Origin of the sequence: Mucilaginibacter aquaedulcis, assembly GCF_030409325.1 — a bacterium.
In the GTDB taxonomy this organism is placed as follows: domain Bacteria; phylum Bacteroidota; class Bacteroidia; order Sphingobacteriales; family Sphingobacteriaceae; genus Mucilaginibacter; species Mucilaginibacter aquaedulcis.
This window is the reverse complement of record NZ_JAUFPR010000008.1, coordinates 309,642-335,330: the sequence shown is the minus strand read 5'-3', so window position 1 is coordinate 335,330 and position 25,689 is coordinate 309,642. Positions and strand designations below refer to the sequence as shown.

Genomic DNA, 25,689 nt, shown 5'->3' with positions numbered 1-25,689 from the left:
TATGCTTGCGCTACAAAGTTAATAAATAATATTAAAGCGGTTTTTGAGCTACAATTACATAAATGGCTCCGTCGCGGTCGCGCTGTGGTTGCGAGCTGATTTTATCAAACAAAATAATGAATGTTTGCATAATGAGAGCAAAAAGCGGCTTCAGAAAACCAGGCAGCTTTTGATATATACCATCCTGAAACAACTGCAGGCCACTTGCCGGCAGGCCCAGCAAACCAAAAAACGAACTGATCTGAAAGCCCTCAGCCTCGATGATCCTCCGGAGGCCGGCGCTCGTCCAGCGCCAGTAATCATTAGGGGTTGGGTGATAAAACCAATACCCATGCGTGCTGATGAGCATTGAACCGCCTGGTTTTAAAATGCGGTAGGCCTCCTGCAAATAGCCTGCGGGGCTATCCACATGTTCCAGTACCTGGTTTGATAATACCAGATCGGCATAGTTATCGGGCAGGGTGGTTTTGCTGTCAAAATCAATATGATGTTCGGCCAGGGGGTTAAGGTCAAGGTCGATGCCCAGGTATTTGCCTACCATGGGTTCAAGCACTTCGCGGTAAGGCATATCGCCGCAGCCAAAATCGGCCAGCAGCAGTTGCTTGTTAGCCTGGGTAAGCTCCTTTATTTTTTCAATAGTCCTGTTTTTTAATTTATACAGGGATACATAACGCGGATTAAATAGGGTTGGCTTAAGCCTGTTGCCTTTCATGGGGGCCAAATCTAAGTTTTTTATGCAAATGCAGCAGTATATAACACAAAAAAGCCCTCCGTTTTGCGGAGGGCCCTGTATGTTAATTTACCTTACCAATTATTGGCTGGTAAATTTTTTAGCGTTGATTTTTCTTTCGTTCTCGTTCAGGTATATTTTACGCAAACGGATGCTTTGAGGAGTTACCTCAATGTATTCATCAGCCTGGATATACTCCATTGATTCCTCTAACGAGAATTTAATAGCAGGTGCTATACGTACGTTGGTATCACTACCTGATGCACGCATGTTGGTTAACTGCTTGCCTTTGGTTAAGTTAATAACCAAATCATTATCACGGATGTGCTCGCCTAAAACTTGACCTTCGTAAATATCAACTCCCGGATCAACGTGGAACCTGCCACGATCCTGTAGTTTATCAATAGCGAAAGCGGTAGTTTTACCAGTATCCATTGATACCAATACACCATTTAAACGGCCCGGGATCTGACCTTTCCATGGTTCGTATGCTTTAAAGCGGTGAGCCATGATAGCCTCGCCACCGGTAGCGGTTAACACGTTGTTACGTAAACCGATAATACCACGTGCAGGAATATCAAACTCTAAGTGCTGTAAATCGCCTTTTGGCTCCATGATCAACAGATCGCCTTTGCGTTGTGTTACCAACTCAATTACCTTACCGGCAACATCGCCCGGTACATCAACGATCAGGGTTTCAACCGGCTCACATTTAACACCATCAATTTCTTTGATGATAACCTGTGGCTGACCAACCTGCAACTCATAACCTTCACGGCGCATGGTTTCAATCAGTACTGACAAGTGGAGGATACCACGGCCATACACTAAGTATGAATCAGGCGATTCGGTTTCAACAACCTTAAGCGCCAGGTTTTTCTCCATCTCTTTGTACAAACGATCGCGCAGGTGGCGTGAAGTAACAAATTTACCTTCTTTACCAAAGAAAGGTGAAGTATTGATGGTGAACAACATGTTCATAGTAGGCTCATCAATGTGGATTACTTCCAGTTGCTCTGGTTTTTCAAAATCAGCAATAGTATCACCGATGTCAAAACCTTCAATACCTACTACGGCACAGATATCGCCCGAGCTAACTTCAGTAGCGCGTACTTTACCTAAACCTTCAAACGTATATAGTTCTTTAATTCTTGATTTTTGGATAGTGCCATCGCGTTTTACCAATGATACCGGCATGTTTTCTTTGATGGTACCACGAGCTACACGACCGATAGCGATACGACCTACGAAAGATGAATAATCTAACGAGGTGATCTGCATTTGCAGTGTACCTTCGGCAATAGGTGCAGGCGGGATGTTTTCAAGTATGGCATCCATTAACGGGAAAATATCTTCAGTAGGTGTTTTCCAGTCGGTGCTCATCCAGCCTTGTTTTGATGAACCGTAGATAACAGGGAAGTCCAGTTGATCTTCAGTTGCTTCAAGGTTGAAGAATAATTCAAAAATTTGTTCGTAAACCTCATCAGGGCGACAGTTTTCCTTATCAACCTTGTTTACAACAACAATAGGTTTTAAGCCTAAAGCCAATGCTTTCTGAGTTACAAAGCGGGTTTGAGGCATGGCGCCTTCAAAAGCATCACAAAGTAATAACACACCATCAGCCATTTTCAATACACGCTCAACCTCACCACCAAAATCGGCGTGACCAGGGGTATCAATAATGTTGATCTTAACATCTTTGTACCTTACTGAAACGTTTTTGGATACGATGGTAATTCCTCGCTCACGCTCCAGGTCATTATTATCCAGTATCAGCTCACCGGTTGATTCGTTATCTCTGAATATTGAACAACTGTGTAATATTTTGTCAACCAATGTGGTTTTACCGTGGTCAACGTGTGCGATAATCGCAATGTTTCTTATTTTTTGCATGAAAATGCTCCCTAAAATTTGGCGCAAAGGTACGTTTAATATATGAGATTTTAAAGTATTGGCAACTTATAGACAAACATTTATGTAAAAATCATGTCAATAACTGCCAATCTGAGATAACTTAACACATTGATTAGGCAAAGTTTGCATAACTTTAATACAGAATTAAAGATGTTCGGCAACACAAACTTTGCTTGATTATGTAAGCTTCTGACAGCGATACTCACTGTATCTTTTGGCTAACTTATATACGTTGTCATTTCGAATCCTCTCGTTGGGGCAAAAGCCAGGCGAGGGTGAGAAATCTTCTGCGCTATGCTCTGCCGACAGTTACAGGGAGTACAGGATTTCTTCTTCGCACCCACCCCTCCCAACTTATGGAAATGACAGAAATTTTATGCGTTATCTTCGCTCCCCGCTCCATACACTCCCACCAATCACCTACCTCCCAAACGCCCAAACCAAAAACTTAGGCATAGCTTTGGCCCAGGTGGTGGTGTCATGGCTGCCGTTAACTACCTCTACATATTGTATATCGGCTGGGCGGGTGTAGCCCTTGTTTTCCAGTTCTTTGATCAGGTCAATGGTATCGTCAATAGAATCTATGATGCCGTTTTGATTACGGTCGGTGCTTTCATCTTTTGTACCGGTTTGCAGCCAGAATTTTAACTCAGGTTTGCCTGCGGTATCACGGATCACTGAATGCATAATGCGGTCGGTATCGCTGTAGCCTTTGCCCAAATCCCTGCTCCGCCACCAGAACGAGCCCGAAAATACACCCACTTTATCAAACGTGGCACTGTTGTTCCAGGCAATATCAAAAGCCGATAAGCCTCCTAATGAAGATCCGGCATAGGCAGTAACTTCAAAATCACTGATACCTGTTTCTGCTTTTATCTGCGGTAATAATTCTGTTATAATAAACTGCGTGTACGCATCGGCCTTTGAGCCACGCTTTTTAAAATCGGGTTTGCCAGCTACGCCGTATTCCTGCAATCTGTCGTCACTTGCGTGCAGGGCAGCTACCAATACGGGCTTTATGCGGTTGGTATTATATAACTGCTCAAGCGCTGCTTTCACTTCCAGGTTATCCAGCTCTTGCCCGTCGTTCAATAGCAACAGGCTTAGCGGTTCTGTAACTTCATGCTCATCGGGCATTAAAAGGGTACAGGTAACCTCGCGGTTAAGCAAAGCAGAGTTTATAATTATATTTTTTTCGGTTATCGTCATTTCAGTTTCAGCCCAGCCCCAATACATCGTTATTCAAATTTTAAGGCCGCAAAAGTAAGCTATCTTTTTATTTTTTCAGAAAATTGGCCTCACCTAAATCCTCTCCAAAGGAGAGTACTTTAACTTAAAATCCTTCAAAACCCTCTCTTTTGGAGAGGGCAGGGTAAGGCTTTTACGTTCAATATAACCTTTAATCAATCAAGCAGTTGTCTTTCTCAAACAAACCTCTTAACTTACAGTCACAAATAAAAAAGACATTATTTTGACCGAAAAATATCACCGCTGGCACTCACCCAACCTCAACACCCACCTGGAAATGCTGGTATTTGGCGACCGCGGTTTCCCCGTGATCCTTTTCCCCACAACCAAAGGCCGTTACTACCAAAATAAAGATTTTGGACTTATAGAGAGTGTACGCTGGTTTGTTGATGAAGGTTTGGTAAAAATATATTGCCCTGATACTATTGACGATCGCAGCTGGTACGATAAGGGCATACACCCTGCCGACCGCGCCCGCAACTATACCTGGTATGATAAAATGCTGGTTGATGAACTGGTACCCTGGGCCATGCATGAAACCGGGGTAGGTAAAGTAGCTATGGCAGGCTGCAGTTTTGGCGGATACCATGCCGCAAACTTCGCCTTTAAACACCCCGAAAAGGTGGCGCACCTGTTTACCATGGGCGGTGCCTTTGATATCAGAATGTTTACCGACGGCTTTTACAATAACGATGTGTTTTTTAATAACCCGGTCGACTTTTTACCGGGCGATAATAACCAGGCGTTGTGGAACATCAATATCATCCTCGGCACATCAGAGCACGACATCTGCAAAGAATATAACATACAGCTATCAAACATTTTAGCCCAAAAAAACATTAATCATTGGTTGGATATCCGCCCAAATGCCATTCACGACTGGCCAATCTGGCGCGAGATGTTCCCGCATTATTTATCAACCATCAAATAGACGATGGAGTGAGGTTAGAGAAAAGAACAAAGACTAAAGGAAAAAAGACTAAGGACAGCAAGAGTTAAGAACTAAGATTCAAGATAAAATTAACATTAACTGCAAACTACCAACTGCAAACTGAAAAACATCATGAAAAAAATAGGCATCTTATTCGGACAGGAAAATTCATTTCCGCAAGCCTTTGTTGACCGCATCAACCAAAAGGCCGAAAAAAACATCTCGGCAGAGTTTGTTCGCATTGATAAAGTGCTGCAGGCCGAACCGCTGGACTATGCTGTAATTGTCGACCGTATATCGCAGGACGTCCCTTTTTACCGGGCGGCACTCAAAAACGCTGCTATAAGTGGTACTGCGGTTATCAACAACCCTTTTTGGTGGAGTGCCGACGAAAAGTTTTTTAATAATGCCCTGGCTGTAAAGCTGGGCGTGCCCGTACCCAAAACGGTGATCCTGCCTTCCAAAGAACTACCAGATGATACCACAGATAAATCATTCCGCAACCTTGCCTACCCTTTAGATTGGGACGGGATATTTAACTATGTAGGGTTCCCGGCCTATATGAAACCCTTTGATGGCGGTGGCTGGAAGGAAGTTTACCAGTTGCAAAACCGCGAGGATTTTTTTAACAAATACGATCAAACCAAACAATACGTAATGATGCTACAGGAAGAGGTAGTGTTTGATGATTATTTCCGCTGCTATTGCATTGGTGGCAAACATGTGCGCATTATGCAGTACGAACCGCGCAATCCGCACCACCTGCGTTACGAGCATGGCAAGGCCCCGGCCAGCAAAAAACTACTGGATGCGGTTAAAGATTACGTTATAAAACTGAACCAATACCTGGGCTATGATTTTAATACCGTTGAGTTTGCCGTACGTGATGGTATCCCCTACGCTATTGATTTCTGCAACCCGGCTCCCGATGCCGAAGTAACCAGCGTTGGCCAGGAAAACTTTGACTGGGTAGTAGAAACTGCCGCCGATTACGCTATTGAACGCGCCAAAAGCCAGAAAGACGGCCTGGATAACCTTACCTGGGGCGAATATGTAAAAACCTCGGCTGCCAAAACACCGCTGGTAAGCGCGAAACCCAAACAGGTAAAAGAGGATGTTTCTGTGGGCAAGGTTGATCATCCTATTGAAACTGAGGGTAAGGTAAAGAAGGTAGCTAAAGCAAAAGCTCCGGCGGCAAAAGCTGCTGCCCCCGCAAAGGCAAAAGCCGAACAAAAAGTAAAGAAAGAAAAAGCAGCAAAAGAAAAAGAAAAACCTCAAAAAACCGGAAAGATATAATATAAGTGCAGGGTAAGCGCGATTCCCCTCTTGAGAGGGGCGAAGGGGTGTGTTTATTGAGTATTAAGGTTTTATATCATACTAAAGAACACACCCCTGCTACCGCACTGCCAAACACACCCCCTCTCAAGAGGGGAGTTTGAAAAATATATACAAGTGCAGGGCAAGTGCGATTCCTTCCCTCGGGAAGGAGGAGGAAGGGGTTTTGCAAGCATGCAAAAAACACAAACTGTCATCTCGAACGAGGTACGAGGAGAGATCATATACATGCAGCATACTCGAGTACAAGATTTTTCGCTATCGCTCAAGAGATAGTTTCTTCCTACGGGCGAAATGGCATTGAAGATTAGAAAAGAAAACCAATTATGAACGAGTTTACCTTAGGTGTTGAAGAAGAATTTATGGTGATTGACCCTGTAACGAGGGAGCTAAAATCGCACGAGCAAAAAATTGTGGATAGTGCGCAAAAGATCCATGAAGACCAGGTAAAGGCAGAAATGCATCAGGCCGTGGTGGAAGTTGGCACCCACATTTGCCATAATACCCAGGAAGCCCGTGCCGAGGTAAGTAAGCTTCGCACCACTGTGGCCCAGCTTGCCGGCGATATTGGCCTGCGTATTGGTGCTGCGGGCACTCACCCCTTTTCGCACTGGCAGCACCAGTTGATTACAGACCATCCGCGGTATTTTGAAATTGTTGATGAAATGCAGGAGGCTGCCCGCTCAAACCTCATTTTTGGTTTACACGTGCATGTGGGTATCCAATCGCGCGATATGGCTATTCATATTGCCAACCAGGTAAGGTATTTTTTACCGCATGTGTTTGCGCTATCCACCAATTCGCCTTTTTGGGAAGCACGTAATACCGGATTTAAATCATTCCGGACTAAGGTTTTCGACAAATTTCCACGAACCGGCATACCCGATGTTTTCAGCAGTATTGAGGAGTATGATAACTATATTAAACTGCTGGTAAAAACCAATTGTATTGATAACGCCAAAAAAATATGGTGGGATATCCGGGTACACCCATTCTTTGAAACCATAGAGTTTCGCATTTGCGATTGCCCTATGCTGGTTGATGAAACCATTGCCTTTACAGCGCTGTTTCAGGCATTATGTGCCAAACTTTATAAGCTGAGGCAGCAAAACATGAAGTTTATCACCTACTCGCGAGCCCTTATTAACGAAAATAAATGGCGCGCCGCCCGTTATGGTATCGACGGCAAGATGATTGATTTTGGTAAAGAGATGGAAGTGAACACACGGTCGCTGGTATTAGAGCTGCTTGACTTTGTTGACGATGTGGTTGACGATCTGGGCTCGCGCGATGACCTGCAATATGTTCACAAGATACTGGAACACGGCACCGGCGCCGACAGGCAGTTAGCCATTTACCAACAAAATAATAACTTTGCAGACGTGGTAGATTTTATTACCTCACAAACTTTAAAGGGATTATAACAAATGGCAATAAATAAACCGGAGATCAGGGTAGCGATACTTGATCTGTATGATGGGATAGCAAACGAGGGGATGCGCGGTTTCCAGGATATTTTAAACAGCTACAAAGCACAACACGATCTGAACCTAAACTACACCATTTTTGACGTGCGCAAGCGCTGCGAAATGCCGGGAACAGATTTTGACATCTATATTTCGAGCGGCGGCCCCGGCGATCCGCTGATCACCGAAGGTACCGAATGGGAGAAAAAATATTTTAACCTTACCGATAAGCTGGAAGATCATAACCTTTCAAACAACAGTGATAAAAAGCATATGTTGTTTGTGTGCCATTCTTTTCAGCTCATGTGCCGCCATTATAAACTGGGCGATATTAATATGCGCAGATCACCTTCATTTGGGATCTTGCCCGTAAATAAAACCCAGGCAGGTATTGATGAACCTGTTTTGGCAGGCCTTGCCGATCCGTTTTATGCTGTTGATTCGCGCAGTTGGCAGGTGATCAACCCTAACCAACAACGTTTTGAGGAGCTGGGTATGCAGCTGGTAGCTATTGAAAAAGAGCGCCCACACATTGATCTGCCACGGGCAATGATGGCCATCCGCTATAATGATTATTTTTTTGCAACCCAGTTTCACCCCGAGGCGGGCACTATCGGCATGAAAAACCTGTTGCTAAAAGATGAAAAAAAGCAGGAAGTGGTAAATGAGCACGGCGAAGCCAAATACAATGAAATGCTTGACCGGTTGAACGATCCGGATAAGTTAACTCATACCCGCCAAACACTCATCCCTAATTTTTTAGACCAGGCGGTGCTGAGTTTGCAGGATGCTATATAACAAATTAAGAAACTACGTTTTTGATCAACTGCTGGTTAAGGTAAACCAGCAGATCGTTTAAACTCTTCATTCTTTCGGCCGTGAGGGCATCATCAGAGTTAAAGAAACGGTAAAAATTCAGGTCAAGGCAATCGATAAAAGCAAGCAGCATACTGGTAGTAAAAACATACTCACCGGGGGCGTAAGCTATAGGGCATAATAAAACACCGCAACTTTCCTCAGCAAAGCTGATAAAGAAGCTGTTGTGCGTGTTTTGCTCTATTTCAATTATATATGCCCGCTCTGCCATAGTATACTATACTGTTGCCAATTGTAGACATTATTACCCGGTTATGGCCTGCTGTAAAATATTCAGCGTGGCATCATCGCCAGATATATAGTAATCCATATTGGTATAACTATAATGTACATCATAATTTTTGCGCTTTATAAGGCCTAACAGAACCTTTTCAAATTGCGCCTTTCCTACTTTAAGTAATCGTCCGAAGCCCATGATATTTGATTTAGGTTAAATATAAGTCAAATACTATGCCCATTTATAACTGAGGGTCAGAGTTCTACCATTAGTTTTACTGTTTCAGTTTAATTATGATGTCTTTAGCCTCGCTATTATCCGGATCAAGTTGTAACGATCTTTTATAATTCAGCAAAGCGTTCTTTTTATCGCCTTGTTTGTAATAGGCCTCGCCCAAGCTATCATAAACATTCCCTGATGCCGGAAAAAGTTTCACATTATATTCAAAAATGGCTATCGCGTCGCTTAACTCATCATGGCTTAAATAATTATATCCAATCTCATTCAGTGTGCTCTCATTATCAAAATCATACTCGTCGGGCTTTTGAGCTTTCAGGCTTTTATAAAATGCCAGCACCTGCCTGGCGTTCTTTATATCAGGGTGCTTTTGAATTTCGGTCAAAACAGACCGAGCTGCCTGGCGGTAAGGCTTGTCATCTAAAATAGCTTCAATGGCATCACTTAATTGGTAAACATTATCATGCCTATTGTTAGTTAACAAAATAATGGTCCTGTTTTTTGGGCCGTCCGTTATTTCCTGAGCCTGGTAACGCATGGCTATACCATCATGAACATGCCTCATCAGCTGATCACCATTCATAGCGCCGGTACCCAGACCGCTTTGCTTTCCCGGAGCCACAGGGGTAATAATAGCCCGGGTTGAAGCAGGACTGATGATCCTGAAGTTTTGAAGACACTGCGCCCAGGTGTAAAAATCATCGAGGTTAAGGCAGGTCCATCCCATGATAGGGTAATCTAACACATCCTGTTTGCCATCGTCATTAAATGATTTGGCTACGAGTGTATCATTATCGGTTGGGTCAACAATCCCATGCTCGATGCCATAGGGTTTTAATAATTTTTGTTCGATAAAATCCTTGATAGATAGCCCCGATATCTTCTCGATGATCTGCCTCCTCAAAAAAGTATTGTTGTTGTTATATGCATATTTGCTGCCGGGCTCAAAATCAAGCTGCTGTAAAGCTTTAAGATCTTTCCAGTTATCGGCATCCCCATGCACGGTTTGATATTTTACCTCGGGCAAACCGCTGGTATACTGCAACAGATTTTTAATACTGATCTTATTAGCCCAGGAAGGCAAATCGGGGAAAAACTTTGATACCTTATCATCCAGACTTAATTTGCCCTGCTCCTGCAACACCATAAGGCCAACGGCATCAAATTCCTTTGCAATTGAACCTATATGAAAACGGTATGCTGTTGTAAGCGGTATTTGTTTTGAGGCATCCGCATAACCTATCGCGGCTTTGTATATTACCTGGCCTTGATCAACAACCAAAACATTTCCGTTAAAAAGCCCAAGCTGGTTGGCATGTTGCAGGTAAGCCTTTATTTTTTCGGATTTGGTTTGCTGGGCAACAGCACAATTGCCAAAAATAATGACGGTAAAACACAATAAAAGGCAGCTTTTGTAAAGGTTGATCATGGTATATGAATGTGTAAAACTCAGACGCTTCAGTTAGCCATATAGTTACACCGAATGAGAACTTTAACGATGTGCATCTCATTTTAATGTCATAAACAAATTTAAACATCAGATGTTTAATATAAAACATCATATCTTTGTGGGGTAAATAATTAACATCATGGAAAAGAGAGAATCGCTTAGCAACCGTGTTATCAAGCTAATTAAAAATGATATTGCACAGGGTAAGTTTAAGCTCAACGAAAAGATACCTGCCGAGCCCGAGTTGATGCAATTATACAGCGTGGGCCGCTCCAGCATCAGGGAGGCCATTAAAACACTCGCCATATCGGGCATACTGAAAGTACAACAGGGCTCAGGCACTTTTGTAAACTCATTTGTGAGTGCCGAAACCATTGAACAACGCCTCAAACGTGCCGATTTTGACCAGATTAACGCTGTACGTAAACTACTGGAGGGCGAAATAGTAAAGCTGGCAGCCCAAAATAATTCTGCAATACACATAACTCAAATTGAGCAGAACCTCGAAAAACGTAAACTGGCCATACAATCAGAAAACCGCCAGGCCTGTGTTGATGCCGATATTGCCTTCCACATGGCTATAGCCCAGGCCTCTCTCAACAACGTACTGGCCGATCTGTACGAAAGCTTCACCCTCATCATCCGCGATTTTTTTTCAAAAAGGGAGGCGCAGGGCATCAGTCATTTTGCCATGAGCCATCACTTACATGAGCAGCTGTTTAAGGCCATCAAGGCGCAGAAAGTTAAACAAGCCGGCCAGTTGATACAGCAAATTTTAGATAATAATTATTAATACATAAATCATGACCATACTAACTTTCACATTGATATTACTTGCCGGTGCCTACCTGGCCGGTTTGGTTGGCTCACTTACCGGCTTAGGCGGCGGGGTAGTTGTAATACCGCTGCTAACCCTCGTGTTCCATGTAGATATACGTTACGCCATTGGGGCGGCCCTGCTGGCATCCATAGCTAATTCATCGGGCGCTGCAAGTGCATATATCAAGGAGGGCATTACCAACGTACGCTTAGGCATGTTCCTGGAAATTGCCACTACCATAGGTGCGGTGTGCGGCGCATTAATAGCTGTGTACACCCCTACCAACACCATAGCTATATTATTTGGTGCCATCCTGCTATTTTCTGCCGCTATGACTATCCGCAAAAAAAACCAGGAGGCATTAACCGAGGGCAGCGGATTATCCTACAAATTAAAACTCAATAGCAGCTACCCCACCAAAAACGGCGAGGTAGAATATAAACTTAAAAATGTGGGTGCTGGCTTCTCCATCATGACCCTGGCAGGTGTTTTATCTGGTCTGTTAGGTATTGGCTCTGGGGCGTTGAAAGTTTTGGCTATGGATTCAACCATGCACATTCCTTTTAAGGTGAGTACCACTACCAGTAATTTCATGATAGGTGTTACTGCCGCGGCCAGTGCCGTGGTATATCTGCAGCGCGGATATATGGACCCGGGCATCGCCTTTCCGGTAATGCTCGGTGTTTTGGGCGGAGCATTCACCGGTTCAAAATTGCTTACCCGCATGGATCCTAAAATACTTAAATACATCTTTTGCGTTGCCATCACCTTTGTTGCTGCCGAAATGATATTTAACGGCTATAACCACAAATTTTAAAAATCATTATCATGAAAAAGATACTTTCAAAAACACTTGTCCCCGATCAGGATATTGAAAAACTAATAGGCTACCTGCTCAGGTATGGCGTAGTAACCGCAAGCCTTATAGTACTTACAGGCGGCATTATTTATTTATTTCAGTATCAGCACAGCGCTATCCCCCAATACCATGTATTTATTGGCGAAAAGGCAGGCTATACCACCCTGACACAGATATTTGGCGGGGTTGAATCTCTTAACGCCAAGGGCATTATACAATTCGGGGTTTTGGTGCTGATCGCGACACCAATCCTGCGCATCTTTTTCTCGTTGGTAGGATTCGTATTTGAAAGAGACAAGCTTTATATCCTGATAACCCTCATTGTGCTAAGCGTAATGATGTTCAGCATTTTTGGCGGACTAAAGGTGTAAGATCGACTCACCCCGCCTGCGCTTCGCGCAGCGCCCCTCTCTGCTTCGCAAAGAGGGGGATTTTAAAGAGTAAAAGCCTCGCCCAATTCTCTCAAAAAAGTAATAGCCTATGAAAAGGCAGATTTTTGGAATTGTATGGCACACCAACAACTCACCCGACCTACGCTTCGCTGGACTCCCCTCTCTTCGCCTTCGGCGTAAAGAGGGGACTTGAAAATGGATAAAAGATTAAAGAAAAATTCCTTCACCCTCTTTCCAACAAAGCTGAATAGAGAGTAGACAAGCGTAGCGATGTCGGGATGAGTCGAATCTGGAATATCCCCATATAAAACCAAAAGAGCCATCATGCAAACTGCGTGATGGCTCTTTTTAATATCCTTTAAACGGTATTACTTGTTATCCGTATTGAACAATTTTGACTTATCAACTTTTTCAACCATCATACCATCGGCAAGTGTTTTGGATATGGCCGAATATGGGGCCGACACTACTTCTTCACCGCCTTTCAATCCGGTTAGGATTTGTATATAAGTATCGTTCTGAATACCTGTGGTTACCTGCACTTGTTTTAACTTACCGGCATTGTAAATAAATACATATTCCTTTGCCGGTGCGCTAATGGCCGGTTTATTTTTATCATCATCCTTTCCTGGGGCTGCTGTTTCCTTCTTTTGCTCACGTGTGGTTACCGACTGTATAGGAACCGACATCGCTTTAACATGATTGGTATTAATATCAACCGTAGCGGTTAATCCCGGGCGAAAAGGCGACGGGTTATCAACCGTTTTTTTCAACAACGCGGCGTAAGAGTTGGCATCTATCCGCACCTTTACGGTAAAGTTGGTTACCTGATCGGCAGTGGTGCCTACCACGTTGGCCGAGCTTCCTATCTCAATTACTGATCCATTGAATTTTTTACCCAAAAAGGCATCAATTTCAATATTCGCGCCATCGCCTAAGCTAATGCGGTTAATGTCGTTTTCGTTTACATCAACATTCACGTCCATTTTACTCAAGTCAGATACCGTCATGATCTCAGTACCGGCAAATTGCTGGGTACCCAAAACACGCTCACCTTTTTCTATCAGTAGTTTTGACACTACGCCGTCAACAGGCGAGTAAAGGCTGGTTTTGGCCAGGTTATCCTGAGCTTCCTTAACTGATGCTCCTGATTGCAGCAGGCCAAACTGCGCTCCTACCAGGTTTTGCTTGGCAGCTTCCAAACTGGCTTTAGCGTTTTCATAACTGGCCTTGGCATTATCAAATTCAGATACAGTAAGCACCTTACTTTCAAAAAGTGTTTTGCTGCGTTTAAAAATAGCTTCCTGGTTTACAAAGGTAGCCTGAGCCTGCTTAAGCATTTGGGCAGAGTTACCAACGCTTGCTTTTTGAGTGCTGTATGATGCCACTGCCCTGTCATACCCCGACTTTAATATATCCGGACGTACACGGCAAACCAGCTGGCCTTTTTTAACCACATCACCTTCTTTAATAGGAAGCTCAACCACTTCGCCAGAAACTTCCGACGTTATTTTAACCTCCACATGCGGTTTAATTTTTCCGCTGGCCGATACCGTTTCATCAATATCGCGCACATCAGCCTTTTCGGTTGCTATCTGGGTAAGGGGCGGTTTACCAATTAAACCGGTAGCTTTAGCTATGATGAGCAGCACAATTATAGCTCCCAGGCCAATCAAAATATATTTAGTAGTTTTTCCCATGATTATGCGGTTGGATATTTTTATGATGTTTTAAATTAAGCCTGTTTGTTAAAGCGTTATCGCGTTGCCCAAATAATAATCAATCACCTTGCTCCTGAAAATCAGCTGATATTTTGCCTCTATCATATCAAACTGCGATTTATTCAGGTTGGTTAACGAGGTGTTATAATCAAGCGAGTTAACTAAACCAACTGTGTAACGCTGCTGGGTAATATTAAACGCGTCTTTATTAGCATTATAGGTTTGCGTGGTTGATGTATACTTTTTCTCGGCCGCACGCAGGTCCCAAACTGCCTGGTAAATAATTTTGCTTAAGTTATTGCGAGCCAGTTGAGCGGTTACCTCAGCATTTTGAGCCTGTATCTTTGCTTTACGTACGGAGGTACGGGCACTAAATCTGCCAAAAATAGGTATCTGTAAACTCACACCTGCGGCCTGGTTAAAGTTGTCACTAAACTGTGTAAAAAGCGGATTAGCCTTAAAAGAACTTTGGGCAACCGGAGCAACCACTACCTGTTGCGTGTTTTGCACAATACCTATGGGGCTAAACTGTCCGGTGAGCGCTGTATTATACGGAATATTTTTGGCTCCTGAATAGTAAGAACCCGCCTGCCCAAATAAGGTAACTGTTGGGTAATAAGCGGCCCTTGCTACTCTGATAGCCTGCTCATATGATTTTTGCTGAATCTCGGCAAGCAGCACATCCGGGTTCACGGTTAAAGCTGTTTTTAATATATCCTGTGGATCATATAGTGTTTTAATATCATTAAGCTTGCTGATATCCGGTTTTTCAACCACTATTTCGGTAGCCGGGTTCATTTCCATGTACTGCTTCAGGGCAAGCATGGATAGCTCCAGCTGATTTTCTGAATTGGTATAATCCAGTTCGGAAGTGGAAACCTGTGCCTTGGCCTGCGACAGATCTGCCAGGGTTTGATTACCTACGTTAAAGTTCTTTTGGGCACGGTCTAAAGTTAGCTTTGAAATATCAATTTGCTGTTGCGATGCCTTTACCAGATCCTGGTTGGTTAATACCTGCAAAAAGGTTGTAACCACGTTTAGTATTAAATCATTCTTAACTTTGGCGGTTGAGGTTTTATTGGCATCAAGCAATATTTTGTTCTGAATTACCTGATTGCGCAACTGCCCACCCTGAAATACAGTAATTTGGGCGGTTACGTTACCATTGATGGCAAAGATGCGTTGGTTAATGAACTGGTTGGTTGAAGGGTCAATATTACGACCGAAGTTGAATGTTCCCTGTGGGTTTGCAGTAAGGCTGGGTAATTGATTATTTTTTGATTGTTTCAGATCTTCATCAGTCAAGGCCTCGGTAAACTGGGCCTGCTTAATGGTCAGGTTACGCTCAAGGGTAAGATCTATAGCTTTTTGCAGGGTTATTACTTCCTGGGCCTTAGCATAAAAACTTATTGCTGTGAACAGAAAAGTGCAAACAAGAGTTGTTTTAACGGGTAGTGATAGTTTCGGTTTCATAAAGTTTTTCTGTTACAATGGTAAGCATCGGATGCTTACCTTGCAATGTTCATTTTTGTTTATTTTTAAATTAAACATTTAACTCTCGATTTTTATATGTATCTGGTTAAAACACCCTGGTTGCTTAAAAAGCTATATCCCGAACTCATTTGGAAAATAAACCAACCAACTAACCGCTGCATTTATCTTACTTTTGACGATGGACCTATACCTATTGTTACAACACACATATTAAATATTTTAAAACAATATAATGCCAAAGCCACCTTTTTTTGCATTGGCGATAATGTGACCAAGCATCCCGATATTTTTGAGCAACTAACGGCCGATGGCCACGCCATTGGCAACCATACCTACAACCACTTAAAAGGCTGGAAAACAGACACGACAGTATACTGCGATAATTATCTGCAAGCCGACGGGATATTGAACACTCCCCTCTTTCGCCCACCATATGGCCGTATCAAAAAACAGCAGATCAAAGCCCTGCAGGTAGCCCGCCCCGATATTAAAATATTTATGTGGGATGTACTCAGCGGTGACTTTGACATCAACCTAAGCCCCGAGTCCTGCCTGCAAAATGTTCTGAAACATACCGAAGCCGGGTCGATAATCGTTTTTCACGACAGCCTGAAGGCTTATGACAGGGTAAAATATGCACTGCCAAAGGCATTGGAAATTTGGAGTAAAGCGGGGTATGAGTTTGGGGTATTGGCGTGAAAGATTGGTTGGTAGGTACGAAGCAATCTTTTTAAGCAATCGAACAATGCCTATCGTATACCCGCTCTTGGCCGCGGGAGGGCCAGTTACTTTTCCTTGATGAAAAGTAACCAAAAATCAAGACAAAAAAAAGCTTCTACCCACAGGCAAAACTCCCGGCCAGCTTTTTTGTCAGGTATTTACCCGCAATCTTTTCATTCCAAGCTTTTTATTCAATATTATAAATTCTGTTAATTCCTTAATTCGATAAATTCTCGTTCAAACATTCAGCAGATCAGCTTCAGGCGAAAGGCAGGCAGAACATGTTGGCCTGTGTGTTAGGAGGGGCATTAGCAAACCTTGCCGAAGCAGGGCAATGAGCGAACGAAGTCGAGGTAAGGTTTTAGCAGCCCGTGGTTCTGACTGCTTTGCGGGGTAAAGGCCTGTGCGGCAAAGAAGCCTCTCTGCTGAAAGCCTTTTTGGTTACTTTTGTGGCGACAAAAGTAACTGGCCTCCCCGCGGCCAAGAGCGGGTGCACGCCAGATCTGCTCGCTATAGATCCTTTGCTATACTCAGAATGACACGTCAATATGAAAATGAGATTGCTTCGTTTCTCTTACTACGCGCTCAAAATTACTCCAATCCTCCCTTCTTATTCAACTTATTTAGAACCACTCCAAATAACATTTACCCGATTGACTAACAGGTTTTAGGTGTAATTTTTGTAAATTCGCCGCACTGAGTTCACATCGTGAATTTGGTGGTAAATTATTTTACTTTTCACCTAAAAAATCAAATACAAATGGCTTTTGATTTAGATATGATCAAAAAAGTTTACGACCGCTACAGCACCCGTGTGGATGCTGCCCGCAAAGCGACTGGTAAACATCTTACTTTAACCGAAAAAATATTATATGCCCACCTTTCTGAAGGCGATGCTCAAAAAGCATTTGGCCGCGGAGTGGATTATGTTGATTTTGCACCAGACCGCGTGGCGATGCAGGATGCAACTGCTCAAATGGCCCTGCTGCAATTTATGCAGGCTGGCCGTCCGCAGGTTGCTGTGCCTTCTACCGTTCATTGCGATCACCTTATACAAGCAAAAGTTGGCGCCGTTGCCGATTTAAATACAGCCGTTGATGTAAACCGCGAGGTTTATGATTTCCTGGCCTCTGTTTCTGATAAGTACGGTATCGGTTTCTGGAAAGCCGGTGCTGGTATCATTCACCAGGTTGTTTTAGAAAACTATGCCTTCCCGGGCGGTATGATGATCGGTACCGACTCGCACACGCCTAACGCGGGTGGCTTAGGTATGATCGCCATTGGTGTTGGTGGTGCCGATGCCTGCGACGTTATGGCCGGCTTACCTTGGGAGCTTAAATTCCCTAAACTGATTGGTGTTAAGTTAACCGGTAAACTTTCTGGCTGGACTTCAGCAAAAGACGTTATATTAAAAGTAGCAGGTATCCTTACGGTAAAAGGTGGTACCGGTGCTATTGTTGAATATTTTGGCGAAGGTGCCCGTTCACTTTCAGCTACAGGTAAAGGTACCATCTGTAACATGGGTGCCGAAATTGGCGCTACTACATCTATCTTCGGATATGATGAAAAAGCTGCCGCTTACCTTTCAGGTACTAAACGTGGCGACATTGCTGAATTAGCTAACGCCATTGCCGAGCACTTAACCGGCGACGAGGAAGTTTACGCTAACCCTGAGCAATATTTTGATCAGGTGATCGAAATTAACCTGAGCGAATTGGAACCACACGTGAACGGTCCGTTCACTCCGGATCTGGCATGGCCTATCTCTAAATTTGCTACCGCTGTTAAAGAAAACAACTGGCCTGCAAAATTAGAAGTTGGTTTGATCGGTTCTTGTACCAACTCTTCATACGAGGATATTACCCGTTCTGCATCTATCGCAAAACAGGCTATTGATAAAAAATTAAAAACACAGGCTGAGTTTACCATTACTCCGGGTTCTGAACTGGTGCGTTACACTGTTGAGCGTGACGGCTACCTGGATACTTTTGGTCAGATGGGCGGTGTGGTACTGGCTAACGCATGCGGACCATGTATTGGTCAATGGGCCCGTCATACTGACGATCCTACCCGTAAAAACTCTATCATCACTTCGTTTAACCGTAACTTCGCTAAACGCCAGGATGGTAACCCTAACACACACGCTTTCGTAGCATCTCCGGAAATTGTTACCGCATTTGCTATCGCCGGTGATTTAACTTTCAACCCGTTAACTGATACTCTTACCAACGAAGCTGGTGAGCAAGTTAAGTTTGACGAGCCTCAAGGTATTGAAATGCCGGTTAAAGGCTACGCTGTTGAAGATGCAGGCTACCAGGCCCCAGCCGAAGATGGCAGCACAGTTCAGGTTATTGTTGATCCAAAATCATCACGCCTGCAATTGCTGGAGCCATTTACTCCATGGGAAGGTACCGACATTAAAGGCTTGAAACTGTTAATTAAAGCTAAAGGCAAGTGTACTACCGATCATATCTCTATGGCTGGCCCATGGTTGAAATTCCGTGGTCACCTGGATAACATCTCTAACAATATGCTTATCGGTGCTATCAACTATTTTAACAATACTGCTGATAGCGTTAAAAATGAAATTACAGGCGAATACGGTCCGGTACCTGCTACCCAGCGTGATTACAAAGCGCATGGCATCGGCACCATCGTAGTAGGCGACGAAAACTATGGCGAAGGTTCATCACGTGAGCACGCGGCTATGGAGCCTCGTCACCTTGGTGTACGTGCCATATTGGTAAAATCTTTTGCCCGTATCCACGAAACCAACCTTAAAAAACAAGGTATGTTAGGTATCACTTTTGCTGATCCAGCAGACTATGATAAAATTCAGGAGGATGACGTTATCGACATCGATGGCTTAACTACTTTTGCCCCTGGCCAGCAGTTAACCGTTGTATTGAACCACAAAGATGGTTCGGTTGAATCGTTCCCGGTAAACCATACTTATAACGCTCAGCAAATTGAGTGGTTTAAAGCTGGTGGCGCCCTAAACATCATCCGCAAACAAATGGCATCGTAATTATTTCGGATATAGGATTTTCGATTTCGGAATGTTGAATATTGAAAAAGCCTCCCTTATCAGGAGGCTTTTTTTGTTAGCGATGCAATCGCTAAACCATATTAAGCACTCGTTGCAAACGAGCGCAAGAGATAAGGTAAGTTATCCTGCCTTGTGCTCGTCTGTGACGAGTGCTTAACGTGGTTTTGCGTTTATAACGCAAAACCACTATCAATAAATACTAATTCTATTATACCATTTTGCCCGGCGTAAGCAGCGGCAGAGCTATATAAATAATGTTCCGGCTCAGCTACAATACCCGCCCTAACTGGATTGTAATTAATGTAATCAAGCTTTTGCGTTAGAATATAAATATTATCACACGCTATACCGTGATAACCGTCTTGCCATACTTTGTAATCCTGTATCCGGGTATTGTATCTTGCATTGTACTGAAAGCGATAAAGCATCCAATCCCGGCGACTCTCCGGCTCATCATTTATCAACTTAATTATTTGCTTATTGGTATGCTTTTTAAGATCCCTGATGATGTCTGGCAATACGGCCGGATGTTTGGAAGAAACAAGCATATGCAAATGGTTACTCATTAAACAATAAGCATAAATTTCAAGTCCTTTTTGCTGTTGACAATAAATTAATGATTCAACAATAAGTTGTTTATAAGCGGGACGGGTAAAAATATCGACCCAATCCACTATGGTAAATGTTACAAAATAAATTTCCTCGGGGTCTCTGACACGATATTGATGGGACATGGTTTTAGGTTTTCACTAAAATATAAATTTTTAGTGGCGATGCAATCGCCATCCCACATTAAGCGCTCGTTATAAACGAGCGCAAGTTAAGAAGTGTAGAGAGTTCAGGTGGACTATTACTCCCCCTTTAGAGGGCTGAGGGGCTCTTCACCACCCTTTTCAGCACCAACAGAATTTGACCGTTGAGGCTGTAGCCACTTATATTGTTCTGGTAAAGATTAATCAGCTTATCATAGTATAATACTACCACAGGCGATTGCTCCATCACAATTTGATCCATTTGCTGATACAGGGCATACCGGGTAGAATCATTTTTAACATGATAGGTTTGTTCAAACAGGTCATCAAATTGTTTATTGTTGAAACCCGTATAATTAGGACCGAAAGGAATTTTGTTTTTGGAGTAGAAAACGGAAAGATAATTTTCACCATCGGGATAGTCGGCTATCCATTGGCCGTAAAAAAAGTTGATGCCATTTTTTGATACTAACTCACGCAGACTGGCGCCCTGGGTAATTTCTACATTAGTTTTAATGCCTATCCTATCCAGCTGTCCCTGTACATACTCAATCAGGCTCCGGTAGCCTACTGTGGTGGCTAATGAAATCTCTGGCAGGTTTTTACCATCCGGAAAGCCGGCTTCCGCAAGGAGTTCACGGGCCTTTTCAGGATCATAAGTGTAACCTTTTACTGATCTGCTAAAGCCCGGCATCCCCTCCGGGATGAAACCTGCGTAGCCGGGCGTTCCCATACTGTTGCGCAGGTATTTCATCATTTTTTGTCTGTCGACAGCATAATTAATGGCCTGCCTTATTTTGAGTATCTTTAGGGGTGATTTTTTAACAATAGCCAGGTTGCTATCAACCAAAATACCCAGGTACATGGTATTTAAATAAGGCGCTGTGTTTAAAACAAATTTGCCCTTATACTTTTGAGTAACCTTGCCCGATTTGGTTAGTATATCATTGCGGTAACTTCCATCAATATCATTTAAAAAATCAAGCTTCTTTTTTATGAACTCCAGAAAAGAGGTTTGTTTATCGGCTATGAACGAAGCCTTAACAGCATCCAGATAAGGCAAACGGACACCATTTTTATCCCTCTCCCAGTACTTTTCGTTTTTTAGCAGTACCATCACCTCCCCTTCCTTCCAGTATTTGAACTTAAAAGGGCCAGTACCTACCGGGTGACTTCTGAAATCCTTACCATAAAACTCCACCACTTCTTTTGGTACTACAGAGCAATACTGCGCGGTAAGCATACTCAAAAAAGGTGCGAAAGGTTGTTTAAGCCTGATGCGGAAAGTACTGTCATCAGGCGCTGTAAATGCATTTTTCCCTTCTATTTTATCACTGAATATCCAGGAACCGGATGAAGCCACCTTAGGGTCAATTAAACGGCTAAAACTATAAACAAAGTCAGCAGCTATTGCTTTGCGGCCAACGCCACCGGTAAAATGAGGGTCGTCATGAAAATAAACATCGTTGCGTAAGTGAAAGGTGTATAATAAACCATCGGCAGATACATTCCACGTTTTGGCAATACAGGGTATTACTTTAAGGCTGTCATTGATTTGCACCAGACCGTTAAAAATCTGGTTATCCATCCAAATAGTATAGCGGTTACGGCAAAAGGCAGGATCGAGCGAGGTTAAGCCCTCTTCAAGATTAATGTTAAAAACCGTTTTATGCGATTCCGGAGCATCTGTATGGCAAGCTGTAAGCTGAAGCAACAACACACAAAACAGTGATAAGAGCCATTTATTCATTAAGGGCTAATGTAATAATTATTGGCTTAGCGTAATTAAGCTTTACCGATTTATTGCGGGTGAATAAGGTAAGCTCAGGAGGATTCCCTCATCTTATGAGATGCCGAAATAAATTCGGCATGACGTTGGGAGAGCCGTGCTGCCGCGGAATTAGCACAACGCATCTCGTAGCAGATAAGTTCAATAATAGATTCTTCGTTCCTCAGAATGACAAACATAGTTTTTCTATAAAACAAAAAGCCTTCTCAAATGAGAAGGCTTTTTAATATCATAAATCCGAAATCAAAATTCCGAAATCCTTTTATTCTTCAACAAGGCTTTCGCCGGTAACGGTATCTTTAATTTTGGCTTCCAGTTCTTCCTGTAGTTCCGGGTTATCCAATATCAGTTGTTTAACCGCGTCGCGGCCCTGGCCAAGGCGGGTTTCGCCATAGCTGAACCATGAACCTGCTTTTTTAATGATATTGTATTCAACACCCAGGTCAATGATCTCACCGGCTTTTGAAATACCTTCACCAAACATAATGTCAAACTCGGCAATACGGAACGGAGGTGCCACTTTGTTCTTAACGATCTTCACTTTAACACGGTTACCAGATACCTCGTCAGTATCTTTAATTTGAGATATACGGCGTACATCCAAACGTACCGAAGCATAAAACTTAAGAGCATTACCACCGGTAGTAGTTTCGGGGTTACCGAACATTACACCAATTTTATCGCGCAGCTGATTGATAAATATACAGCAGCATCCGGTTTTTGCAATGGTACCAGTTAACTTACGTAAGGCTTGCGACATTAAACGTGCATGCAGACCCATTTTTGAGTCACCCATTTCACCCTCTATCTCAGCTTTAGGAACTAACGCTGCAACGGAGTCGATAACTAAAATATCGATAGCTCCCGAGCGGATCAGGTTATCTGCAATTTCCAGTGCCTGCTCACCGTTATCAGGTTGAGAGATCAGTAAGTTCTCTACATCAACACCTAATTTTTTAGCGTAAAAACGGTCGAAAGCGTGCTCTGCGTCAATAAATGCAGCAATGCCGCCTTTCTTTTGCGATTCTGCAATAGCATGAATGGCCAGGGTTGTTTTACCTGACGATTCCGGGCCGTATATTTCAATAACTCTTCCTTTTGGCAAACCGCCTACACCTAAAGCTATATCAAGGCCTAATGAGCCTGTTGATATTACTTCTGTAGCCTCAATAACAGAATCGCCCAACTTCATGATGGTACCTTTTCCGTATGATTTTTCAAGCTTATCTAACGTAAGCTGCAGTGCCTTTAATTTATCTGAATTATTTTTATCTGTGCTCATCTTAAAATTATCTTCAACAAATATAAATGTTTATTTTTGATTTACTAATTTTTTTAGTAAAATATTAAATTCAGGTTGTCATGCTTAGTTGAAGCATGGAGGGAAGCCATTACACACGATCCTTCGACAAGCTCAGGATGACAGGCCCTTTTTAGGACAAACTCCTCTAACAAACTTAGTCAACCTGATAAACTCAACCAACTAATACGCTAAATATCTTTATCCACACTTCGCTTTTTGAGCTCTTTGGTAATGGTGTTGAGGGCCTTTTTCTTTTTGGCCTCTTTGGCCTTTTTAATTTTGGCGGCCTCGGCACGGAGCAGCGCGGTCTCGGTATTGTTGCGTTCGTAGTATTTGCAAAACCAGGTTATAGGGCATATTTCGCATTTAGGGCCGCGGGCCACACAAATGTACCGGCCATGCAATATGAGCCAATGGTGGGCCACACCTAATATATTCTGAGGTAAAAACTCTGTTAACTGTTTTTCAACCGCAAGCGGCGTACGTGCGTTGGTGGTAAGCCCTATGCGGTTACTCACCCTGAAAACATGGGTATCAACCGCTATGGCAGGCGCATCAAACACTACCGATGCTATAACATTGGCGGTTTTGCGGCCTACGCCAGGCATATTTTGCAGATCATTAATACCTGATGGCACCTCACTGTTAAAAACATCAACCAGCATTTTGCCCATACCTACCAGGTGCTTGGCCTTATTGTTTGGATAGCTTACACTGCGTATATAAGTAAATACCTCTTCTGGAGTTGATGCCGCAAGAGATTCGGGCGTAGGGAAACGCTCAAACAGCGAAGGAGTTACCTGGTTAATACGTTTATCTGTGCACTGGGCAGATAATATTACGGCTACCAATAACTGGAACGGATTATTATAATGAAGTTCGGTAACAGGATTGGGCTGCTGTTTTGAAAAATGTTCAACAAAATGGCGGTAACGTTCGGCCTTAAGCATTTTTAAATTGAATGGAAAATAAGGATCAATTGATCATAATAAAAACATGGTTAAACATATATTATAATATGTATTAACCATATGTATGATGCTATAAAATTTGTGTAAAAATAGAAAGGTTCATAAATCATTTATTGGGTTTTGGTTGCTGCCATTTGCAAAACATCAACCTTATCAACAATTATGATCTATGAACCAGTACCGTGGTGGCTTAACGTAAGCTTTTCGAGTAATCAAGTATCTGGTGTATGGTTTGTACCTTTGGTTTCTTGTTCAAAAGGTCCAAATCAGCACGAATTGAATTATAAAAAATCACTTCGTCGGCATCCAGATTTTCTTGTCCATTCTCGTTCATTAGAGCTTGGTTAGCACTTCCATTTAACGTTTTTGTAAAGGTTTCATCCATAAGCTTTATTGTAATAAATTTTATATGATTTATAACGGTGGCTTAAAGATAATATTTTGTTAAATGAAAATTAAATGAATTTTTTTATTGCTGTTAACGCACTGTTTTTAACTAAGTAGCTGAATAATTGATTAATGCGCAACCTAACTATTTATTATTACGCTATATAAATTAATTATTGAGCAATAATAATCTTCCGCGGCTGCTTAATTCTTCAAACTCATCTCCTTACTTTGCATCATTTTGCGCAGATTATTGAGCGCATAACGCATACGGCCAAGGGCGGTGTTAATACTCACCTCGGTAATATCAGCAATTTCCTTAAAGCTCATATCCCCAAAGTGACGCATAATCAACACTTCCTTTTGCTCAGATGGCAGCAGCTGTATCAATGATTTAAGATCTTTATGGGTTTGTTCACGCACCATGCGGTCTTCGGTGCTTTCATCGTAATTGCCTAAAACTTCAAAAATATCAAAGTCGTCGCCATTGCTTACCATAGGGGCACGTTTTTCGCGGCGAAAATGGTCAATAACTAAATTATGTGCAATGCGGGTTACCCAGGGCAAAAATTTACCTTCTTCATTATATTTTCCGGCCTTAAGGGTGTTAATCACCTTTATAAAGGTATCCTGAAAAATATCTTCGGCCAGGTATTCATCTTTTACCAGCAGGTAAATGGAGGTGTATATTTTAGTTTGGTATCGTCTCACCAATTCTACAAGCCCTGCTTCATCACCGGCAATGTATAGATGGATTAAATCCTGATCACTTTTCAATTGAAAATCCATAGAAGGTACTACTTAAACTTAATTTTTTAATTAATAAAAATGTCTGAAGTAAAGTATATCCTATAGCGTGCTCCTTAGGGGTTAAGAAATTGTTATCCCAAATAAAACAATTTCCGGGCTAAAAAACAAATTATATTTTTTTACTTTCTTCTTGTCTATCAGTTCAATTGGGCCACAATTACACCCATTTTGTTCATAATTGTATTATCCCCTGGGTTTGACTTCAGGAACTCCAAAAG

At 42.7% G+C, this 25,689-nt stretch carries 23 protein-coding genes; 9 read left to right on the top strand and 14 right to left on the bottom strand.

Features of this window, described 5'->3' with window-relative positions; genetic code table 11:
• Nucleotides 1-31 precede the first annotated feature (31 nt).
• The 3 genes from QWZ01_RS25540 to QWZ01_RS25530 form a co-directional block, all read right to left on the bottom strand.
• Complete coding sequence (locus tag QWZ01_RS25540; protein WP_290328559.1) at nucleotides 32-712, bottom strand: class I SAM-dependent methyltransferase; 681 nt, start codon at nucleotides 710-712, stop codon at nucleotides 32-34.
• A 99-nt stretch (nucleotides 713-811) separates the two neighbouring features.
• On the bottom strand, nucleotides 812-2,623 hold the full coding sequence (gene typA / locus QWZ01_RS25535; protein ID WP_290328557.1) for a translational GTPase TypA: 1,812 nt from the start codon (nucleotides 2,621-2,623) through the stop codon (nucleotides 812-814).
• 441 nt (nucleotides 2,624-3,064) lie between these two features.
• Complete coding sequence (locus QWZ01_RS25530) at nucleotides 3,065-3,853, bottom strand: alpha/beta hydrolase (protein WP_290328555.1); 789 nt, start codon at nucleotides 3,851-3,853, stop codon at nucleotides 3,065-3,067.
• A gap of 262 nt (nucleotides 3,854-4,115) precedes the next feature.
• Here QWZ01_RS25530 and QWZ01_RS25525 point away from each other — a divergent pair, with 262 nt between their 5' ends.
• The 4 genes from QWZ01_RS25525 to QWZ01_RS25510 all read left to right on the top strand — a co-directional run bounded on the left by QWZ01_RS25525 (nucleotide 4,116) and on the right by QWZ01_RS25510 (nucleotide 8,422).
• Complete coding sequence (locus tag QWZ01_RS25525; protein WP_290328553.1) at nucleotides 4,116-4,823, top strand: esterase family protein; 708 nt, start codon at nucleotides 4,116-4,118, stop codon at nucleotides 4,821-4,823.
• A 132-nt stretch (nucleotides 4,824-4,955) separates the two neighbouring features.
• On the top strand, nucleotides 4,956-6,119 hold the full coding sequence (locus tag QWZ01_RS25520) for an ATP-grasp domain-containing protein (RefSeq protein WP_290328551.1): 1,164 nt from the start codon (nucleotides 4,956-4,958) through the stop codon (nucleotides 6,117-6,119).
• 365 nt (nucleotides 6,120-6,484) lie between these two features.
• The gene (locus QWZ01_RS25515) at nucleotides 6,485-7,582 is read left to right on the top strand and encodes a carboxylate-amine ligase (RefSeq protein WP_290328548.1); all 1,098 of its coding nucleotides are present in this window, start codon (nucleotides 6,485-6,487) and stop codon (nucleotides 7,580-7,582) included.
• A gap of 3 nt (nucleotides 7,583-7,585) precedes the next feature.
• Nucleotides 7,586-8,422: a type 1 glutamine amidotransferase gene (locus QWZ01_RS25510; protein WP_290328546.1), complete on the top strand. Its 837-nt coding sequence runs from the start codon at nucleotides 7,586-7,588 to the stop codon at nucleotides 8,420-8,422.
• A gap of 4 nt (nucleotides 8,423-8,426) precedes the next feature.
• Here the strand turns inward: QWZ01_RS25510 and QWZ01_RS25505 are convergent, their stop codons facing one another.
• The 3 genes from QWZ01_RS25505 to QWZ01_RS25495 all read right to left on the bottom strand — a co-directional run bounded on the left by QWZ01_RS25505 (nucleotide 8,427) and on the right by QWZ01_RS25495 (nucleotide 10,383).
• Complete coding sequence (locus QWZ01_RS25505) at nucleotides 8,427-8,711, bottom strand: hypothetical protein (RefSeq protein ID WP_290328544.1); 285 nt, start codon at nucleotides 8,709-8,711, stop codon at nucleotides 8,427-8,429.
• A 33-nt stretch (nucleotides 8,712-8,744) separates the two neighbouring features.
• Nucleotides 8,745-8,915: a hypothetical protein gene (locus QWZ01_RS25500; protein WP_290328542.1), complete on the bottom strand. Its 171-nt coding sequence runs from the start codon at nucleotides 8,913-8,915 to the stop codon at nucleotides 8,745-8,747.
• A 76-nt stretch (nucleotides 8,916-8,991) separates the two neighbouring features.
• The gene (locus tag QWZ01_RS25495) at nucleotides 8,992-10,383 is read right to left on the bottom strand and encodes a serine hydrolase domain-containing protein (protein ID WP_290328540.1); all 1,392 of its coding nucleotides are present in this window, start codon (nucleotides 10,381-10,383) and stop codon (nucleotides 8,992-8,994) included.
• Between the two features lie 160 nt (nucleotides 10,384-10,543).
• Between QWZ01_RS25495 and QWZ01_RS25490 the strand changes: the two genes are divergently transcribed.
• Genes QWZ01_RS25490 through QWZ01_RS25480 form a run of 3 tightly spaced genes read left to right on the top strand, consistent with a single transcriptional unit; the run spans nucleotide 10,544 to nucleotide 12,454 of the window.
• A complete protein-coding gene (locus tag QWZ01_RS25490; RefSeq protein ID WP_290328538.1) occupies nucleotides 10,544-11,197 on the top strand; it encodes a FadR/GntR family transcriptional regulator in 654 nt (217 codons plus the stop codon).
• A gap of 10 nt (nucleotides 11,198-11,207) precedes the next feature.
• Nucleotides 11,208-12,041, top strand: a complete 834-nt coding sequence (locus QWZ01_RS25485; protein WP_290328536.1) for a sulfite exporter TauE/SafE family protein — start codon at nucleotides 11,208-11,210, stop codon at nucleotides 12,039-12,041.
• A gap of 11 nt (nucleotides 12,042-12,052) precedes the next feature.
• Complete coding sequence (locus QWZ01_RS25480) at nucleotides 12,053-12,454, top strand: DUF1634 domain-containing protein (RefSeq protein ID WP_290328534.1); 402 nt, start codon at nucleotides 12,053-12,055, stop codon at nucleotides 12,452-12,454.
• 389 nt (nucleotides 12,455-12,843) lie between these two features.
• On the opposite strand, the gene QWZ01_RS25475 is transcribed toward QWZ01_RS25480, so the two are convergent.
• Nucleotides 12,844-14,175 carry an efflux RND transporter periplasmic adaptor subunit gene (locus QWZ01_RS25475; RefSeq protein ID WP_290328533.1) on the bottom strand — a complete coding sequence of 444 codons (1,332 nt, stop codon included), beginning with the start codon at nucleotides 14,173-14,175 and terminating at the stop codon, nucleotides 12,844-12,846.
• A 48-nt stretch (nucleotides 14,176-14,223) separates the two neighbouring features.
• Nucleotides 14,224-15,669, bottom strand: coding sequence for a TolC family protein (locus tag QWZ01_RS25470; protein ID WP_290328531.1), 1,446 nt, complete (start codon nucleotides 15,667-15,669; stop codon nucleotides 14,224-14,226).
• A 96-nt stretch (nucleotides 15,670-15,765) separates the two neighbouring features.
• Between QWZ01_RS25470 and QWZ01_RS25465 the strand changes: the two genes are divergently transcribed.
• Entirely contained in the window at nucleotides 15,766-16,389 is a 624-nt protein-coding gene (locus tag QWZ01_RS25465) for a polysaccharide deacetylase family protein (protein ID WP_290328529.1), read from the top strand.
• A 781-nt stretch (nucleotides 16,390-17,170) separates the two neighbouring features.
• Entirely contained in the window at nucleotides 17,171-19,438 is a 2,268-nt protein-coding gene (locus tag QWZ01_RS25460; RefSeq protein WP_290328527.1) for an aconitate hydratase, read from the top strand.
• A gap of 191 nt (nucleotides 19,439-19,629) precedes the next feature.
• On the opposite strand, the gene QWZ01_RS25455 is transcribed toward QWZ01_RS25460, so the two are convergent.
• From QWZ01_RS25455 to QWZ01_RS25430, 6 genes are all read right to left on the bottom strand, one after another.
• Nucleotides 19,630-20,193: an REP-associated tyrosine transposase gene (locus QWZ01_RS25455; protein ID WP_290328525.1), complete on the bottom strand. Its 564-nt coding sequence runs from the start codon at nucleotides 20,191-20,193 to the stop codon at nucleotides 19,630-19,632.
• 127 nt (nucleotides 20,194-20,320) lie between these two features.
• Nucleotides 20,321-21,961, bottom strand: coding sequence for an ABC transporter substrate-binding protein (locus QWZ01_RS25450; protein WP_290328523.1), 1,641 nt, complete (start codon nucleotides 21,959-21,961; stop codon nucleotides 20,321-20,323).
• A gap of 301 nt (nucleotides 21,962-22,262) precedes the next feature.
• Nucleotides 22,263-23,282, bottom strand: coding sequence for a recombinase RecA (recA, locus tag QWZ01_RS25445; protein ID WP_290328521.1), 1,020 nt, complete (start codon nucleotides 23,280-23,282; stop codon nucleotides 22,263-22,265).
• Between the two features lie 209 nt (nucleotides 23,283-23,491).
• Nucleotides 23,492-24,253: an endonuclease III gene (gene nth / locus QWZ01_RS25440; protein ID WP_290328520.1), complete on the bottom strand. Its 762-nt coding sequence runs from the start codon at nucleotides 24,251-24,253 to the stop codon at nucleotides 23,492-23,494.
• Nucleotides 24,254-24,464: 211 nt separating this feature from the next.
• Complete coding sequence (locus QWZ01_RS25435) at nucleotides 24,465-24,608, bottom strand: hypothetical protein (protein WP_290328518.1); 144 nt, start codon at nucleotides 24,606-24,608, stop codon at nucleotides 24,465-24,467.
• A 257-nt stretch (nucleotides 24,609-24,865) separates the two neighbouring features.
• Nucleotides 24,866-25,450 (bottom strand): RNA polymerase sigma factor, encoded by a 585-nt coding sequence (locus QWZ01_RS25430; RefSeq protein ID WP_290328516.1) that lies wholly within the window; start codon nucleotides 25,448-25,450, stop codon nucleotides 24,866-24,868.
• Nucleotides 25,451-25,689 lie beyond the last annotated feature (239 nt).